The sequence below is a fragment of the Kitasatospora sp. NPDC015120 genome (genome assembly GCF_043080305.1).
GTDB lineage: Bacteria > Actinomycetota > Actinomycetes > Streptomycetales > Streptomycetaceae > Kitasatospora.
This window is the reverse complement of the sequence record NZ_JBIBVJ010000028.1, coordinates 1-14,483: the sequence shown is the minus strand read 5'-3', so window position 1 is coordinate 14,483 and position 14,483 is coordinate 1. Positions and strand designations below refer to the sequence as shown.

The 14,483-nt window shown below is 72.8% G+C and carries 22 protein-coding genes; 18 read left to right on the top strand and 4 right to left on the bottom strand.

Annotated elements, in window-relative coordinates; genetic code table 11:
* Window positions 1–175: 175 nt before the first annotated feature.
* From ACF1AK_RS33615 to ACF1AK_RS33560, 12 genes are all read left to right on the top strand, one after another.
* Entirely contained in the window at window positions 176–913 is a 738-nt protein-coding gene (locus ACF1AK_RS33615) for a hypothetical protein (RefSeq protein ID WP_391502617.1), read from the top strand.
* Between the two features lie 82 nt (window positions 914–995).
* A complete protein-coding gene (locus tag ACF1AK_RS33610; RefSeq protein WP_391502616.1) occupies window positions 996–1,235 on the top strand; it encodes a hypothetical protein in 240 nt (79 codons plus the stop codon).
* A 129-nt stretch (window positions 1,236–1,364) separates the two neighbouring features.
* Window positions 1,365–1,814 (top strand): NUDIX domain-containing protein, encoded by a 450-nt coding sequence (locus ACF1AK_RS33605; RefSeq protein ID WP_391502615.1) that lies wholly within the window; start codon window positions 1,365–1,367, stop codon window positions 1,812–1,814.
* Between the two features lie 118 nt (window positions 1,815–1,932).
* Window positions 1,933–2,076, top strand: a complete 144-nt coding sequence (locus ACF1AK_RS33600) for a hypothetical protein (RefSeq protein WP_391502614.1) — start codon at window positions 1,933–1,935, stop codon at window positions 2,074–2,076.
* Window positions 2,076–2,540, top strand: coding sequence for a protein kilB (locus ACF1AK_RS33595; protein ID WP_391502613.1), 465 nt, complete (start codon window positions 2,076–2,078; stop codon window positions 2,538–2,540). The genes ACF1AK_RS33600 and ACF1AK_RS33595 overlap by 1 nt, the downstream gene beginning before the upstream one ends.
* Window positions 2,541–2,633: 93 nt before the next feature.
* The gene (locus ACF1AK_RS33590) at window positions 2,634–3,272 is read left to right on the top strand and encodes a hypothetical protein (protein ID WP_391502612.1); all 639 of its coding nucleotides are present in this window, start codon (window positions 2,634–2,636) and stop codon (window positions 3,270–3,272) included.
* Window positions 3,273–3,311: 39 nt separating this feature from the next.
* Complete coding sequence (locus ACF1AK_RS33585; RefSeq protein ID WP_391502611.1) at window positions 3,312–3,908, top strand: hypothetical protein; 597 nt, start codon at window positions 3,312–3,314, stop codon at window positions 3,906–3,908.
* Window positions 3,909–4,015: 107 nt separating this feature from the next.
* A complete protein-coding gene (locus ACF1AK_RS33580; RefSeq protein ID WP_391502610.1) occupies window positions 4,016–4,510 on the top strand; it encodes a hypothetical protein in 495 nt (164 codons plus the stop codon).
* 34 nt (window positions 4,511–4,544) lie between these two features.
* Window positions 4,545–5,051, top strand: coding sequence for an AAA family ATPase (locus tag ACF1AK_RS33575; protein WP_391502609.1), 507 nt, complete (start codon window positions 4,545–4,547; stop codon window positions 5,049–5,051).
* Between the two features lie 116 nt (window positions 5,052–5,167).
* On the top strand, window positions 5,168–5,908 hold the full coding sequence (locus ACF1AK_RS33570; protein ID WP_391502608.1) for a hypothetical protein: 741 nt from the start codon (window positions 5,168–5,170) through the stop codon (window positions 5,906–5,908).
* A gap of 131 nt (window positions 5,909–6,039) precedes the next feature.
* Complete coding sequence (locus ACF1AK_RS33565) at window positions 6,040–6,528, top strand: hypothetical protein (protein ID WP_391502607.1); 489 nt, start codon at window positions 6,040–6,042, stop codon at window positions 6,526–6,528.
* Between the two features lie 24 nt (window positions 6,529–6,552).
* Window positions 6,553–6,999 carry a hypothetical protein gene (locus ACF1AK_RS33560; protein WP_391502606.1) on the top strand — a complete coding sequence of 149 codons (447 nt, stop codon included), beginning with the start codon at window positions 6,553–6,555 and terminating at the stop codon, window positions 6,997–6,999.
* A gap of 217 nt (window positions 7,000–7,216) precedes the next feature.
* On the opposite strand, the gene ACF1AK_RS33555 is transcribed toward ACF1AK_RS33560, so the two are convergent.
* From ACF1AK_RS33555 to ACF1AK_RS33540, 4 genes are all read right to left on the bottom strand, one after another.
* The gene (locus ACF1AK_RS33555) at window positions 7,217–7,750 is read right to left on the bottom strand and encodes an EF-hand domain-containing protein (RefSeq protein ID WP_391502605.1); all 534 of its coding nucleotides are present in this window, start codon (window positions 7,748–7,750) and stop codon (window positions 7,217–7,219) included.
* A 44-nt stretch (window positions 7,751–7,794) separates the two neighbouring features.
* A complete protein-coding gene (locus ACF1AK_RS33550) occupies window positions 7,795–8,349 on the bottom strand; it encodes a hypothetical protein (RefSeq protein ID WP_391502604.1) in 555 nt (184 codons plus the stop codon).
* Window positions 8,350–8,586: 237 nt separating this feature from the next.
* The gene (locus ACF1AK_RS33545) at window positions 8,587–9,027 is read right to left on the bottom strand and encodes a hypothetical protein (RefSeq protein WP_391502603.1); all 441 of its coding nucleotides are present in this window, start codon (window positions 9,025–9,027) and stop codon (window positions 8,587–8,589) included.
* 44 nt (window positions 9,028–9,071) lie between these two features.
* On the bottom strand, window positions 9,072–9,434 hold the full coding sequence (locus ACF1AK_RS33540; RefSeq protein WP_391502602.1) for a hypothetical protein: 363 nt from the start codon (window positions 9,432–9,434) through the stop codon (window positions 9,072–9,074).
* A 150-nt stretch (window positions 9,435–9,584) separates the two neighbouring features.
* On the opposite strand from ACF1AK_RS33540, the gene ACF1AK_RS33535 reads away from it, so the two are divergent.
* From ACF1AK_RS33535 to ACF1AK_RS33510, 6 genes are all read left to right on the top strand, one after another.
* Complete coding sequence (locus ACF1AK_RS33535; RefSeq protein WP_391502601.1) at window positions 9,585–9,728, top strand: hypothetical protein; 144 nt, start codon at window positions 9,585–9,587, stop codon at window positions 9,726–9,728.
* A gap of 253 nt (window positions 9,729–9,981) precedes the next feature.
* The gene (locus ACF1AK_RS33530; protein WP_391502600.1) at window positions 9,982–11,127 is read left to right on the top strand and encodes a ParA family protein; all 1,146 of its coding nucleotides are present in this window, start codon (window positions 9,982–9,984) and stop codon (window positions 11,125–11,127) included.
* A complete protein-coding gene (locus ACF1AK_RS33525) occupies window positions 11,124–12,197 on the top strand; it encodes a ParB/RepB/Spo0J family partition protein (protein ID WP_391502599.1) in 1,074 nt (357 codons plus the stop codon). Before ACF1AK_RS33530 ends, ACF1AK_RS33525 begins: the two co-directional genes overlap by 4 nt.
* A gap of 253 nt (window positions 12,198–12,450) precedes the next feature.
* Window positions 12,451–12,930, top strand: a complete 480-nt coding sequence (locus tag ACF1AK_RS33520; RefSeq protein ID WP_391502598.1) for a hypothetical protein — start codon at window positions 12,451–12,453, stop codon at window positions 12,928–12,930.
* A complete protein-coding gene (locus ACF1AK_RS33515) occupies window positions 12,927–13,385 on the top strand; it encodes a hypothetical protein (protein WP_391502597.1) in 459 nt (152 codons plus the stop codon). The genes ACF1AK_RS33520 and ACF1AK_RS33515 overlap by 4 nt, the downstream gene beginning before the upstream one ends.
* Before the next feature lie 339 nt (window positions 13,386–13,724).
* On the top strand, window positions 13,725–14,483 hold a 759-nt coding region (locus ACF1AK_RS33510; protein ID WP_391502596.1), incomplete at its 3' end, for a hypothetical protein.

The window sequence follows — 14,483 nt, the reverse complement described above, 5'->3', positions numbered from 1 at the left end:
CCCGTCCTGGTCCTCGGCCACTCCGGCTCGGACACCGGCGGCGACTACCAGCACCTGCTGATGCCCATCCGCCTCCAGGGCTGACCCCCTCGCACCACCCCGGCCCGCCCCCGGAAGCCCATCCCGGGGGCGGGCTGGCCCCCGCACACCCCTCGACCACTCAGGAGCAGCACCCGTGACCCAGCACACCGAGCCCACCACCCACCAGGAGCAGCCGGAGCAGCAGGGCGTCAGCGTCCGCGCGTCGGTCCGGCGGCGCGTCCTCGCGCTGACCGCGCCCGGCGGCTGGCTCGACCGGCGCCGCCTCGAGCTGGCCGCCGGTCTGGACGACTTCGCCGGCGCCGAGCCGTGGGTGCGCGCCGGGGCCTACCTCGTCGCGGCCGCCCTCGCCGTCCTGCTCCTGGGCACCGCCGGCGGCATCCTGCTCAACGCGGCCGGCGCCCTGATCGGCGCCGTCCACTTGCCGCAGGACCTGCCCGCCGGCGGCGACAACCTGCGCACCGCCGTCACCGGCCCCGTCCACACCTACCTGATCGCCCACCAGGCCTACCCGCTCACCGCGGCCGCCGCCTACGGCGCGTGGAAGACCGTCGGCCTGGTGGCCGCGCTGCTCGCCTTCCTCACCCGGGGCGCCGTCGCCCGGCTCGGCTGGACGGCCTGGTCCTGCGCCACGCTCGCCATGGTCTGGTCCGCCGCCCCGCCGAGTGGGCGCCCGGTCGCCGTCGGCCTGACCGCCACCGCCCTCACCGTGATCAGCCTGTTCGCGCTGCGCGGCCTGTCCTTCAGCCTGCGCCCGGTGGTGGTCACCCGCGCCGACGTGCAGCCGCAGATCACCATCCAGACCCCCGAGCCCAAGACCGCGAGGCCCCGGGCGTCCGTCCCGGCCCCGGGCTCGCCCTTCGACCAGCGCTGACCCACCCGAGCGGGCCGGTGCCCCGGCGCACCGGCCCGCTCCCTTCTCCTGTTCTGCACCGCCGACCGAGAGGCACCCTGCCGTGGCCCTGGCCGTATCCCGCGACGCACAGATCGCGGCCCTGTACGAGAAGCTCCAGCACCGCTCGGCGATCTTGGCCGGCCTCACCCCCGGAACCCCCTCCCATACCGGGATCCAGGCCGAGTGTGACGCCATCCATGCCGAGATACGGCGTCTGCAGACCACCACCAGCGTCTCCCCGAAGGCCGTCCTCATCGGGATCGCCGTGATCCTGCTGATCGTCTGGAGCGCCGTCCACTGACGACCGGGCCCTGACGCTGCCCACCACCGCGTCCACCTTCCCCGTGCCGGCCAGGCCGGGGCGGTGGACGCGGTGGTGCGCGGCGCCGGGCCGCCCGGCCGGACCCACCGCCTGATCGGAGAACCTGAGATGACCGAGACCTTCGAGCCGATCCGCCACACCGCCGACGTCGTCGCCATCACGCCGGACGGGCGCGTGCTGCTGATCGAGCGGGGCTGGCCGCCCTTCGAGGGGGCGTGGGCGCTGCCCGGCGGCCACGTCGACCCCGGCGAGACCAGCCGCGTCGCGGCCGCCCGGGAACTGGAGGAGGAGACCGGGGTGCGGGTGGACGCCGCCGACCTGCTCCAGCTCGGCGCCTGGGACACCCCCGGCCGTGACCCGCGCGGCCGCTACGTCACCGCCGCCTACCTCGCCGTCGTCCCCGCCGACACCCCGGCCACCGCCGGCGACGACGCCCGCACCGCCCGCTGGTGGCCGTGGAACCAGCTCCCGGAGCTGGCGTTCGACCACGCCGCCATCCTCGCCACCGCTCTGCGAGGCCGGCCCACGCACACCGACCCCGCCAGCACCACGGCCTGACCGGGCGCTGACGCTGCCCACCACCGCGCCTGCCGCCTCCGTGCCACCCAGGCCGGGGCAGCGGGCGCCGTGGTGCGCGGCGCCGGCCGCCCGGCCGAACCGAAAATCGGAGGACACCTTGACCACCGACACCACCACCAAGTCCGACCGGACCGTCTTCATCACCTACGCCGCCAGCTCGATCGACTACGTGCGCTGGTCCCGCCGCCCCGAAGCGCTCACCGGACGCCGCCCCTGCCGCACCACCTCGGCGACGTCCTGATGGCCGCCGAACTCGCCCTCGCCCTGGTCGGCGTCGGCGGCACCATCGCCGCCACCCTCACCACCACCCTCCTCCAGCACCGCACCGCACGCGTCGGCCGCGCCGACGCCACCGCCCAGGAACAGCGGCGGGAGCTGATCGGCGCGGTCACCGCGCTGATGGCCGCACTCGCCGCACACCGCCGCACCATGTACGCGCGGGAGCGGCTGCGTCTGGCCGGCGCGCCCGAGGACGTCGTCGCGGAGGCCCGTTCGGAGAGCCACCGCACCCGGGGTGAGATCACCGCGCCGGTGGTCACTCTGGCGATCCTCGCCCCCGCGCTCGCCGACCTGGCCGCCGCCGCCGAGCACGCGACCTACGCGATGCGCGGCGCCGCCGACCAGGCCTCGCTCGACAAGGCCCGCACCGCCGCCACCGCCGCAGCCTCTGCTCTGGTCACCGCCGCCGCCGGGCACCTGGCCTGAGCGAGCAGGGCCTCGAACACCCCCGCCCGGGTGCTGACCCTGCCCACCAGCACGCCTCGCTTCCCCGGTCGACCAGGCCACAGGGGGCGGGACGTGCTGGTGAGCGGTGCCGGCCGCCCGGCCGACCACGACCGCGAGAGGACCACCGCCGTGAAGAAGTCCGCCGTTCCGATCTACTACCTGGCTGCCCGCCCGGACGGCACCGTGCTCACCGGCAACACCGGCCCGACGCCGGTCGACCTGCTCACCCCCGACGCCGACGGCATCGTCCACCACCCCGCCCGCGCCACGGACGGCACCTGGTACCCCGGCACGCGCTTCACCCTCACCACCCAGCCCGGCGAGGCCGTGGCAGGCCTGTGGAGCTGGCCCGCGCGGCCTCCAGGTCCTGGAACACCTGGAGGACCTGCCCGGTCTCGCCCGCCGGTGGTCCGCCGCCTGGGCGGCCGACCCTGCCAGCGCCGCAGAGGCGTACGAGAACTGGCGGCTGTGCACCCACCACGAGCAACCAGCGGCCGCCGTGCCGTCGCCCTGGTCGGCGCCGCCGCCCGTCGCGCCCACCGCGAAGCCGCCGACACCACGCTGGACCGCATCGTCATCGACCGGGCCACCGACGCGGCGCGGGCCGCCGACGCCGACCGGTCCGCCGCAATGGAGGACCGGCTCACCGACTACGTGCTCACCGCCCTGCGCGGCGGCGCCCTCGACCGCACCCCGACCGCCGCGGCCTGAACGGCCCGGCGAACGTCCCTACGAGACGTCAGGAGAGAAGTGGACAGCAGCACCCTGACCATGGAGGAGCAGCTCGCGCTCGCCACCGAGTTCCGCGTGCCGATCCCCCAGGGACCGGCCGGCGGGTACGGCGCGATCGTCGTGCGCCGCGACGAGACCGGCGCCGGCTGGGCAGTGACCGACGGAGCCCTGGTCGGCCTGCGCACCTGGGCGGAGGAGGAGGGCTGGCGGCCCGTCCGGGACACCGGCCGCGCCTCCGCCTACCGGCACACCCGCGAGAACGCGCTCGTGCTCGCCCACCGGGTCGCCGAGATCGAGGCCGCCAACTACCAGGCGCTGCTCGCGGTCGCCGCCGACCCCCTCGGCCACGCCGTGCGCACTAGGCGGATCACCTGCCCGCGCTGCCACACGCCGGGCGCCGAGGAGTACGGCGAGCCGATCACCGGCACCGACGACTTCGCCGACTGCGTCCGCTGCACCGCCTGCGGCCTGGAGTGGGCCCTCGACCCCGGCGCCGACGCCTCCTGCACCGCCTGCGGTGGCAGCGGCATCCCCGGCGCCGGCCCCATCGGCCGGCGCACCCCGGACGGCTGGGAGCCCGCCCCGAACTGCGAGTGCCACGAGTCCGGGCACTGACGCTGCCCACCACGGCGCCCGCCGCCCCCGTGCAGGCCAGGCCTGGGCGGCGGGCGCCGTGGTGCGCGGCGCCGGCCGCCCGGCCGCCCCGACACCGGAGGAACCCCGTGCACACCGTCCGCACCGCCCGCTTCGCCGCCGCCTACGCCCTGCTCCACGCCGGAGCGGACATCGGCGACCACCTCGTCCAGTCCGACCACTGCGCCCGCATCAAGGGCGCCACCGACGCCGCGCCCGTCCAGGTCCTCGACGACGACGGACGGGTCATCGCGACGCACGGCACCGCCGCTGGCCGCCGTGCCTGCGCCTTGCACTGCCTGACCTACACCGGCACCCAGGCCGCGGCCCTTCTGCTCGGCGCCCGCGCGCTCGGCCTGCGGCTGCGCCCCGGCCCGGTCGCCGCCGCCCTCGCGATCAGCGGACTGACGCACTTCGCGATCGACCGCCGCGTCCCGGGCGGCCTCCTGGAGCGGTTCGCGGACGCCACCGGCAAGGGCGCGTTCTACAGGCTCGCCGACCACGGCATCAACGGCGCGGCCCGCATGGACGCCGCCTGCCACCACGGCTTCGAGACCCTCGCCGCCGCCATCCTCGCCCGATGACCCGCCAACCCACACCACCCGGGAGACCACCAACATGACGACCACCCACCCCCGAGCCCTGGAAACCGTCCGGACCGCCGGCGACCTCGTCGCCGTGATCGGAGCCAGCGCCTCCGGCAAGACCACGCTGCTCACCGCCGCCGGCATCCCCTCCCACCGGATCGTCTCCCTCGACCGGCTGCGCGCCGCCGTCTCCGAACCGGGCGACCAGAGCGCCACCCCCGACGCCGTCCTCCTCCAGCACCACATCCTCACCATGCGGCTGCGCCGGGGCCTGACGACCTACGTCGACAACACCTCCGTCGAAGCCGCTCACCGGCTGCAGCTGGTGGGGCTGGCGCACCAGCACGGCTGCCGGGCCGTCGCGATCCACCTCGATCTCCCCCTCCCGGACTGCCTTGCGCGCAACGCGCGGTGCGCCGCCGAGGCGCGGGTGCCCGAGGACGTCCTGCGCTACCAGCACCGGATGGCCCGCGACGCCCGCGACCTCCTCCCTCGCGAGGGCTGGGACGAGATCCGCCACCACCGCACCGGGCACTGACGCTGCCCACCACCGCGCCCCGCTCGCCCGGCCATCCACGCCGCGGGGCGGGGCGCTGTGGTGCGCGGCGCGGCCGCCCGGCCGGCACCCACCCCGCTCCCCCATCGGAGGCACCCGTGAGCGACACCCTGCGCACCCGCCTGGCCCGCACCCCCCTCGACACCGCCGACAGCATCGCCACCGTCACCGCCGGCGCCGCCGCCGGCCTCACCACCTACCGCACCCTCACCACCCGCACGCCCGAGACCCGCATCACCCTCGCCCTCGCCGCCGGCACCCTCGCCGCCGTTCTCACCGACCACCACGCCTACAAGGCCCTCACCCCGCTGCGCCGCCGCCTCGGCGCCGAGCACCGTGCCCCGGCCCGCCAGCCGGCCTTGGCGCCGACCCGCGAGCAGCTGGCCGCCGATGCCTGCGCCGACGCCGCGCACCGCGCCGCCTCCGACGCGGCCCGCCTCGACTACAGCCACGGCGCCCTCACCAAGGCCGAGAACTGGGAGGGGCAGCCGGACGGCATCGCGACGTGCGAGATCACGCCGACCACGCGCCTGCTGGCCGTCCCCCGCCCGACCGACCGCGACGGCTACAACAGCCGCATCTATCTGCTCGTCCAGGACGGCCGGCAGCCGGTCCCGGTGCACACCCTCGGCGAGCTGACCGCGCTCCTGGAGTGCCCCACCGCAGACACGGCGCAGCCCGTCGACAGCGAGGAGCGGGACAGCACCTCGTGGGCCGCCTTCGGCGAGGACCTCGCCATCGCCGAACTCCGCGGCCCGGCCGACGACGGCGACGACCAGGCCGACGAGGACGACTACGTCGACCAGGAGGTCGAGGACCACGCCGCCGGCCAGCTGTAGCCGACCGCTCCCAGCGGGGGGCCACCTTCGCCCGATGACCAGCCCGCCGCACGAGCCTGACCACCCGCGACCAACCCGGCCCCGGCCCGCACCACCAACGGACCGGGGCCCACCCGCCGGACACACCGCAGATGACCCGCACCCACCCCCCGGCCAGCCGCCGAGGCCTCTTCACCACCGACCCCGCCGACAGGCTGCACCCCGGCACCCCGGACCAGGCCTGGGAGCTCTGGCTCACCGGCCTCGACACCCTCCTGCCGATGCCCGACCTCGACGACGGTTCCCCGCTCCAGCCCGTCACCCACGCCCTGGTCCTCCACCACCGCTACGGCTGGCGCCCCGAGGGAGCGGCCTGCTCGGAGGCCGGGATCGCGGCGCCGTCGCTGTGCTGGACCGCCAAGTGCAGCGTCTGCGGCGACGTCGTCGAGGACGAGTTCATCCCCCACTCCGACTCCCCCGAGGCCGCTGCCGACGACGCCGTCGGCAGCCACGAATGGGAAGAGCTCCCCGACGGCCGCCTGGTCTGCGACCGCACCGACGACGCCCACGACGAAGCGCGCGCCCAAGCCCGCACCGGGAACGCCCCCGAGCCGGACGAGAACCAGCTCACCTTCCTGTAACCCGCTGACCTGACGGAGGACCACATGCACCGACCCGTCATCGCACCCACCCCCGACAGCCCCGCCAGCCAGGCCGTCGGCGTAGACCTGGACGGCACGCTCGCTGACGCCTCGGCCGGCTGGATGGGCGGCCGCATCGGCCTGCCCCTGCCCGGCGCGATCGAAGCGCTGCGGCTGCTCGCCCGGCACCGCGCGGTCTTCGTCTACACGGCCCGCCCGCAGCACTGGCTACCCGAAATCGCCGACTGGGTCACCTGGTTCTCGGGCCTGCCGGCCTTCGTCGACCCCGATCCCGCGAGGGCGTACTGGACCGTGGTGGGCGGCCCCATCCTGGTCACCAACACCAAGCTCGGCGCGGCCGCGTACGTGGACGACCGCGCTGTTCACCACGCCGGTGACTGGGACGTCACCCTCGCCGTCGTCAGCCGCGCGATCGGCCTCGACCGTAAGGGCATTCCCGCCTCGGTCTGATCGCCGGCGCAGCGAAGGGCCCGCTTCCTCCCAAGAGCCGGAAGAAGCGGGCCCTTTTGCATTTCCGGCGAGCCCGACCAAGAGGGGCTCGCATGCGGCCAGGTGCTGTGCCGGGCATTGCGGACGCCGGCGGCGATGCCGGGATGGAGGGCACCGTCGCGTCGCAGCGCAGGGGCCGGTTGCCGATGGTCGCTGGCCCCGCTTGGTGTCTTGCTGGTCAGTACAGTGCCGTGCCCATGGGGGAGTCCTCGCCGGTGACGTAGGCGCGGATCGCGGCCAGGTACTCGTGGCGGTGGATGCGTCCGTCGACGTCGCTGTCGAGGGCCTCGAAGGCGGCGTCGGCGTTGCCGGTCGGGTTGCCCAGGGCGTGGCGCAGGGCGGTGAACTGCGCTCGGTCCAGGGTGCCGTCCTGGTCGGTGTCGGCGAGGTCGAACAGGGCGCCGAGAGCGTACTGGCAGACGGTGTCGAACTTCTCGGCGTCCACCCAGGCAGCGTATTCCTGGTAGGTCATCAGGCCGTCGCCGTTGGCGTCCATCGCGGCCCATGCCCGTTCGCCGAGGGTGCGTGCGGTGATGACGAGGGGGTCGTCGTCGGTGCGGCCGGTGGCCTGCCGGGCGCGCTCGATGCGGACGAAGTAGTCGTGGCGGGAGGCGATGCCGTCGCCGTCGGTGTCGAGCATGGCGTAGATGCGAGCCTTGGGAGTGCCGGGGGCGGCCGTAGCTGGGCGTGCAGTGATCTGGGGGAGCGGCATGTCGGGCGTGTCCTTCGCGGGGTACGGGATGGGGGTGGGGGTGGTCAGTGTGTGAGGCGCAGGACGAGGGTGGAGTCGAGGGCGGTCTCGCCTGCCGGGGTGCCGCAGCCAACCCCGGTGCTGGTGCCCACGGCGTTGACGGTGTCGCCCGCGAAGCGCGTGCTGTCGGGGGTGACGGCTCCGGTGACGACGAGGGAGGCGGTGCCGTTGACCTTCACCACGTCGGTGTGGTCGAACCGGAAGGTGGAGGTGGTCTTGTCGGCCCAGTGGACCGTGGTAACGGAGGTGTCGCCGTGTTCGTCGCCGGTGCACTCGGCGGCCGGCATGGTGACGGTGCGCTCGAAGACGCCGGTGGCTGTGGCGGCACCAGCGGAGTCCACGCACTCCACGGTCCCGGTCATGGCCAGGGTGTTGCCCGCAGGGAGGCCGATGCCGCCGGGGTCGACGGCGGTGGCGAAGATGCCATGGCCGTTCATCACACAGGTGGCGTCGGTCGTGGGTGCGGCCGGGTCGGCGGGGGACGCGGCGCCGATCAGGAGCGGCGCTGCGACGAGCAGCGGCGCGGCGGCCAGCACGGCGCCGCGGCACGTGGTCTTCATGGGTGTTCTCCCTCTGTCACTGAGCTGAAACGGGTGTCCACGCTCGCGCCCGGACCGAGGTGCGGTCTCGTTCCCTCCGGCGCACCCGATCATGATCGGGTGCGCCGGGCCGTTCGTGTTCTGACGACACGCCAGCTCGGCCGTTGTGGCGCCAGCTCCGATTCTCTGGACGTGGGCGACGTCGTCATGATCGGCGCCAGCGGCTCGGACAACTCCACGGCAAGTGCTCGGCCCCGCCTAGCCACTGACCTCAGCGGCGACGAGATGGAACACCTGCATGCCACCCATGGGGGTGCCATCGGGATTCCGCCCGAAGGCGGCCGCCAGAACCGCGGGGAGATCGGCCTCGGGGACCGTGACGCGCAGCTCCGCGAGGACGCCGGGAAAGTCGTCGTCCTGGATGAAGCCCACATACTCCTGGCGCAAGCGGTGGATGACCTCCACCAGCTCGGGCCTCAGCCGCATCCAGGCGCGGGACGTCCGGATCTCATCCGCGACCCGGTCCATGAACCAGCGCATGACCTCGTACGGGATGTCCAGGTGCCGTCCTCGGGGATCGAAGCACACCGTCGGCTCGCACGCTGGGTCCTCGTCGGGGACGACCGCGGTCACCACGGCCCGTTGCTCCCGGACGAGATCCAGCTCCACATACCAGGCGTCGTCAGCCACGGAGTACATCGCGGTGATCGCGTAGTCGCGGCTGGGGTGCGTGACCCTCGTTCTCAGACCCTCGGGTCGATCGGCGGTGTGGTGTGGACCTCGGCGTCCGGGGCCAGCCTCAAGCCGGCCATACCGAGGAAATCGGTGAGTTCGATCTGGCCGCTGTTGGTTCCGTCGTCCCAGCTGGTCCAGAGCCTCGACTCCTCGCCGTCCCAGGTGGCGACGTCCTCGCTCGGATGCTGCTCGACAGTCCCTTCGCCGTGCCGGTACCGCAGGTACAGGTACTGGCCCCTGGTCGTCCACGCGTCCCATTGCGACGGGCAGCCCCCGGAGGTCTGCACCACCCGTGCGAGGGTCACGTCCTGGTGCAGGTGGGCCTCGCCAGCGCCCAAGTCCTGGTCGTGGGTGATGAGGAGATCGTCCACGAGACCGAACAGGCGGATGCTGCCGCTGGGGAAGTGGAGCGTGAGGCCGGCCACGAAGGCGACACGGCCGTTTGAGTGCGCTGCCAGGGAGGGTCGTCGAGACACCCTTTGCGGGGGACTCGGCACCGCGGGAGAAAGGACCACCTGGGCTTGATTCTGGTGACGAGCACCAAGCTCGGCGTGGCCTGCTACGTAGAGGACCGCGCCGTTCATCACGCCGGCGAGTGGGCCGACACCCTCACGACCGTCAGCCGAGCGATCGGCTTCGGCCACATGGGCCCCCTCCCGGCCTGACCCCCGGCACAGTGAAGGGCTCGCCTTCCCGGCTTCACGGCTGAGGAGGCGGGCCCTTTTTCGTTTGTCAGGACACCTTCGCCGCAGGGCGGCATCGCCCTCAGGGGGTAAACGCCGTTTACTCCTCAGATGAGCAGAACGAGGGGACACACCGGGCCCGGATGTGCCGAAATGACCTCGACGCCACTATGGTGACGCCATGGCATCTCAAAACTCCGGAGGCGATCGGGAAAAGGTGGCGTCTAAGCTTCCTGTGTCCCTCCGTCAGGAACTCAAGACCCGGGCGGCCCAGCTCGGCATCGACATGCAGGACGCCGTGGCCCAAGCGGTCGAGCAGTGGCGTGCCCGCCCCGCCGGCGACAACCCCGTGATCGACACCTCCGGCGCCGAGAGCTGGAACACCTGGCTGCCCACCGGCCTGTACGACGCGTTCAAGGCCGACTGCGCCGCCCGGGACATCTCCTTCGTCCAGGGCCTCGCCCAGGCCCTGCGCGTATGGATCGACTCCCACGTCGTCGCGCTGTCCGAGCTGACGATCCCGCGCTACACGCGCCGGATCGTCGTCTGCAACCAGAAGGGCGGCGTCGGCAAGACCACCGTCGCGGCAGGTGTGGGCCAGGCCATAGCGCTGGGCCTTCCCGCCACCACCGGGGCCTCCAAGCTTCCCGCCCTGCCGGGGCTGCGCACGCTCCTTGTCGACTACGACCCTCAGGGGCACCTCACGTCGCAGCTCGGGGTCAAGCAGGTCCCGCCGGGCGAGGAGAGCCTCGTGACCCACATGGTCGACCGCGACCGTGTGGCCGGCTCGCTGCTCGACCAGGTCGTCGCGATCGAGCCGGACCACTTCGACGGGCGCCTGAGCCTGCTTCCCTCCAGCTTCGACGCATTCCTGCTCGACTCCCGCCTCGGCTCCGTCCGAGGCCCCCGGGAGACCAGCCTGCAGCGAGCCCTTGCACCGCTCGAGGAGCACTTCGACGTCATCGTCATCGATGCTCCCCCGAACCTCGGCCTGGCCATGGACGCCGGTCTCTACTACGGCCACCGCCGCAAGAACGAACCGGCCGGGGCCTCCGGCGTCCTCGTCCCCGTGGAAGCCGAGGACTCCTCCGCAGACGCCTACGCCATGCTCGACAGCCAGATCCGCACCGTCAGCCTCGACTACGAGGTGGACATCGACCGCCTCGGCCTCGTCGTCAACAAGTACGACAAGCGCAAGGGCTACGTCGCCACCCACTCGCTCAAAAAGTGGGACTCACTCGGAACGCCCCCCCTGCTCTCGGTCGTCCCCGATCTGAAGGAGCAGCGCGAGGCCGTCCACGTCAAGCAGCCCCTGCTCATGTACGCACCCACTGCGACCCAGGCCCAGCGCATGCGCGAGATCCGACGGAGGCTCGCATGAGCATCGCCAAGAAGCTCCAGGGCGGAGGCGGATCCTTCGGGGCGCTGGCCCAGGGTGGCGCACGCGGGGGAGAGGTGCTGGCGCGCAGCGAGGCACTCGACGCGACCGGCCGCGTGCGGCGCGCCTCCTCCGCTCCCGTCTCGGCGATCGTCTTCAACCCGCTCAACCCGCGGCGGACCATCGACGACGAGTCGATCGCCGAACTCGCCGACAGTCTGCAGCGGCAGCAGATCGTCCCCGTCACGGTGGTCAGCCGGGGGGCCTTTCTCGACGCGCACCCGGATCAGGCGGAGGCAATCGGCGACGCGGACTTCGTCGCGCTCGACGGGAACCGGCGCCTCCTCGCCGCACAGCGGGCCGGCCTCGAATCTCTGCGGGTGGACCTCAACGACGACCTGGTCTCCACCGCGTCGGACATGGTCGAGGCCGCGCTGATCGCGAACGCCCACCGCGAGGACGTGTCGCCACTGGAGGAGGCCCAGGCGATCGAGCAGCTCCTGAAGACCGTGTATGACGGGAACCAGGCCGCAGTGGCGCGGAAGCTCGGCAAGTCGAAGGTCTGGGTGGGACAGCGGCTGGCTCTGCTGCACCTGACCACGGAACTCCAGGAGCAGGCGAGCAGCGGTGAGCTGGCCATCGCGGACGCCCGCCGGATCGGAGCCGAGGCACGGGCCGGGAAGCTGACCGCTGCCGAGCAGTCCGCGAGGGCGGAGGCGGCAAAGAATGCGGCGGCCAGCAGGCAGGCGGCGAGGACCGCGGCGAAGGCCGATCGGGCGGCGGTCAGTCCAGTCGTCGACCAGGCCGGACCCCCCGACGTGACCTTGCCGCGCAGTGGAGTGAGCGAGAGCGAAAACGCTCGTGAGGTAAACGCCGTTTACCCCTCCAGCGTTCCGGACCAACGGGAGAGCGGCGTCGACGAGACGCAGGCGGTTACAGTCCGCCTCCTGCCGTCCGACCCCCGGACAAGCGCGCAGATCATCCTCGAAGCGATGGATCACCGCCAGGCAGTGAAGGTCGCCTCTGAACTGCTCGAGCTCCTGAGGCTCCGCACTGAGCCTCAGCCAGCCTGATCCGCGATCATCTCGATGCGTTTCGCGTGCGGCGCCCGGCACACCTGCCGGGCGCCGCAGCCGTTCGGCCTTGGCCTGCTGCTGCCGCCCGGTCCACTCGGCCGCTGATCCATCACAACTCGTCCGGCGCGGCGCGAAGTTGCCGGAGCCGGTCAGGCGGCGAGGCACTCAGAGCAATCTCTAGTAGGCGTTTATCAATGTCTTTTGTCTTAAACGGTTGCCGTGTGGGACAGTGCGGTTCGTGAGTACGGACATGACGATCACGATCTCGGTCACGAACCCGACCCCCGAGGTGCTGGAGCACCTGCTCGCCATCGCCTCCGCTCCCGGTGCGACAGTGTCGACCGTTCCGGACGACCGCTGGACCCCGGAGCGAGCACGCGCCTACTACGACCGGCTGCCACCTCGCGCCCGCGACATCCTGCATGCTGCGGTCCGAAAGGGCGGCCGGGTGCAGGTAGACGAAGTCCGGGTCGAAGGCAAGAGCCTGCGGGGCACCACCGGGCCATTCCGCCAAGTCCTTCGCGAGGGAGCAAGGACCGATCCGCCCCTGTGGCCGGCTGCCCTCCCGGTTCCGGTGCGCTCGGTCCGGGTCGGCGCAGCAGTCGTCGCCTTCGACATGATCGGGGGCACCGACGAGGAAGACCCAGTGATGGTCTTCGGTAAGGTCTTGGGTTTTCGGGTGGAGGGGTTCCGTGCCGATGGGACACCGGTGTTCTCCCCCGCAAAATGAAACACCCCGTCAGGGAGGTTCACAGCAGGCGACGGCCCGCCGACCGTCGACGCCACCTACGGTCCGGCCGGCTGGGCGGGGGGGGCGAGGACGACGGCTGGTACGGGCTGGCTGCCTCCGCACACCTGGAGCGGGCGAGCTTCCTGCGGCTCGCCGACGGTTCGTGGGCGATCACCGCCACAGCGGCCGGCGACTGGACCGCCTCCGGCGTCACCATGTCGCGGGCGCAGCACCAAGTGCAGCTCATCACCGGCCCTGGCGGGCAGATCAGCGGCGAAGCGCTGCACGCGGCCTTCGGCGGGACCGGCGTCCTCACCTCGCCGCGCGGGCGCCAGGTTACGGCGGACGACGTCGACGCCGTGCTGGAGAACACCGGGGCGCGCACCGCGGCGGTCGGCGACCCCGACACCGACGAGGGTTTAGTCATCACTCCGAGAAGTCGGGCGACTTCCTGATCCGGGTGACCCGTGCCCGGCCGCGCGGCGCCACCCTTTTGGCGATGCCGGCCTACAACCGGGCCCGGATCGTCCTGGACCCGGTCGAGGAGGCGGCGGCGTCCGCCGCTGTCGACCCCGCCTCGTCCACCGCGATGGCCGATGTTGAACTCGTGCGGTAGACCGAGCCCTCCGTCCCGGGCCGACTCGGCCCGGGCGTGCCCTCGCGTGTACTCCATACCGCCCGGCACGAACACCACCCACGGCCCGTGCACAGCCCGGCTGCCGAAATCCCCACACGCCGACCGCCGGCTCGCGCCAGAATCGCTGCACAGTCAGAGAGGCGAGGACGGGTACGGCATGGACGAGTTGAGGTTCGGCGGCGGCATCGGGACATTCACGGTGGATGTCCCGGAGAACAGCCTGATGATCGACCGGGCGCTGGGTACCCACAGCCTGCAAATGCAGCTGGTGGTCGGCGTCGCGACGGGCGGAGGCGCGGGCCGGGTGCTGCAGCTGGAAACGGACCTGTTCGCTCCCCGTGATGCTGCCCCGAGGGCCTGGCTCGGCTCGGCATCTCGCGTGCTGGCCTTCGCGCCCGACACCGGGCTGGAGCGTCCGACCTTGCGCTTCCTGCTGACCGGTGCTCAGGTCCTGGCACTGGAGCAGCACCGCAGTGCTGACCTCCGCCTCGAGCTGGAGATCCGTGCCGTCCTGCCCCAGGCCACCGGGTACCCGGGCGCCAGCCCGGCCACCGTGCACATCAGCGTCGCGGAGAGCCGTTGGCGCCAGCAACTGGCCGCGCTCGGCCGCAACCTCGGCGTGGAGATGACCATCCCCTTCCCCGAGGACGACGGGCCGGGCCGCGGCGCCGCCGACTTCCTACGGGACGCCCAGCGCCTGCTCGGCGCCAGCGAGATCGACCCCGCGATGCTCATGGTGCGCAAGGCCCTGGAGACCATCGAGAAGATCACCGGCTGGAACCGGCCGGGCAGCAAGAAGGACAAGGGCCAGATCACCGCGCACGAGCGGTGGGCGCTGATCCGCTGCGCGCTGGAGGACCAGGCCAGCGGCGCCATGCACGTCGACCCCGGCACCAGGGACTACCGCTACAGCCGC

Excerpts from the sequence above, each read along its gene's own strand:
- ACF1AK_RS33605 (WP_391502615.1), top strand. The coding sequence starts at position 1,365 with ATGACCGAGACCTTCGAGCCGATCCGCCACACCGCCGACGTCGTCGCC.
- ACF1AK_RS33545 (WP_391502603.1), bottom strand. The coding sequence starts at position 9,027 with ATGTACTCCGTGGCTGACGACGCCTGGTATGTGGAGCTGGATCTCGTC.
- ACF1AK_RS33515 (WP_391502597.1), top strand. The coding sequence starts at position 12,927 with ATGAAACACCCCGTCAGGGAGGTTCACAGCAGGCGACGGCCCGCCGAC.
- ACF1AK_RS33520 (WP_391502598.1), top strand. The coding sequence starts at position 12,451 with ATGACGATCACGATCTCGGTCACGAACCCGACCCCCGAGGTGCTGGAG.
- ACF1AK_RS33575 (WP_391502609.1), top strand. The coding sequence starts at position 4,545 with ATGACGACCACCCACCCCCGAGCCCTGGAAACCGTCCGGACCGCCGGC.
- ACF1AK_RS33525 (WP_391502599.1), top strand. The coding sequence starts at position 11,124 with ATGAGCATCGCCAAGAAGCTCCAGGGCGGAGGCGGATCCTTCGGGGCG.
- ACF1AK_RS33565 (WP_391502607.1), top strand. The coding sequence starts at position 6,040 with ATGACCCGCACCCACCCCCCGGCCAGCCGCCGAGGCCTCTTCACCACC.
- ACF1AK_RS33555 (WP_391502605.1), bottom strand. The coding sequence starts at position 7,750 with ATGCCGCTCCCCCAGATCACTGCACGCCCAGCTACGGCCGCCCCCGGC.
- ACF1AK_RS33595 (WP_391502613.1), top strand. The coding sequence starts at position 2,076 with ATGGCCGCCGAACTCGCCCTCGCCCTGGTCGGCGTCGGCGGCACCATC.
- ACF1AK_RS33560 (WP_391502606.1), top strand. The coding sequence starts at position 6,553 with ATGCACCGACCCGTCATCGCACCCACCCCCGACAGCCCCGCCAGCCAG.
- ACF1AK_RS33550 (WP_391502604.1), bottom strand. The coding sequence starts at position 8,349 with ATGAAGACCACGTGCCGCGGCGCCGTGCTGGCCGCCGCGCCGCTGCTC.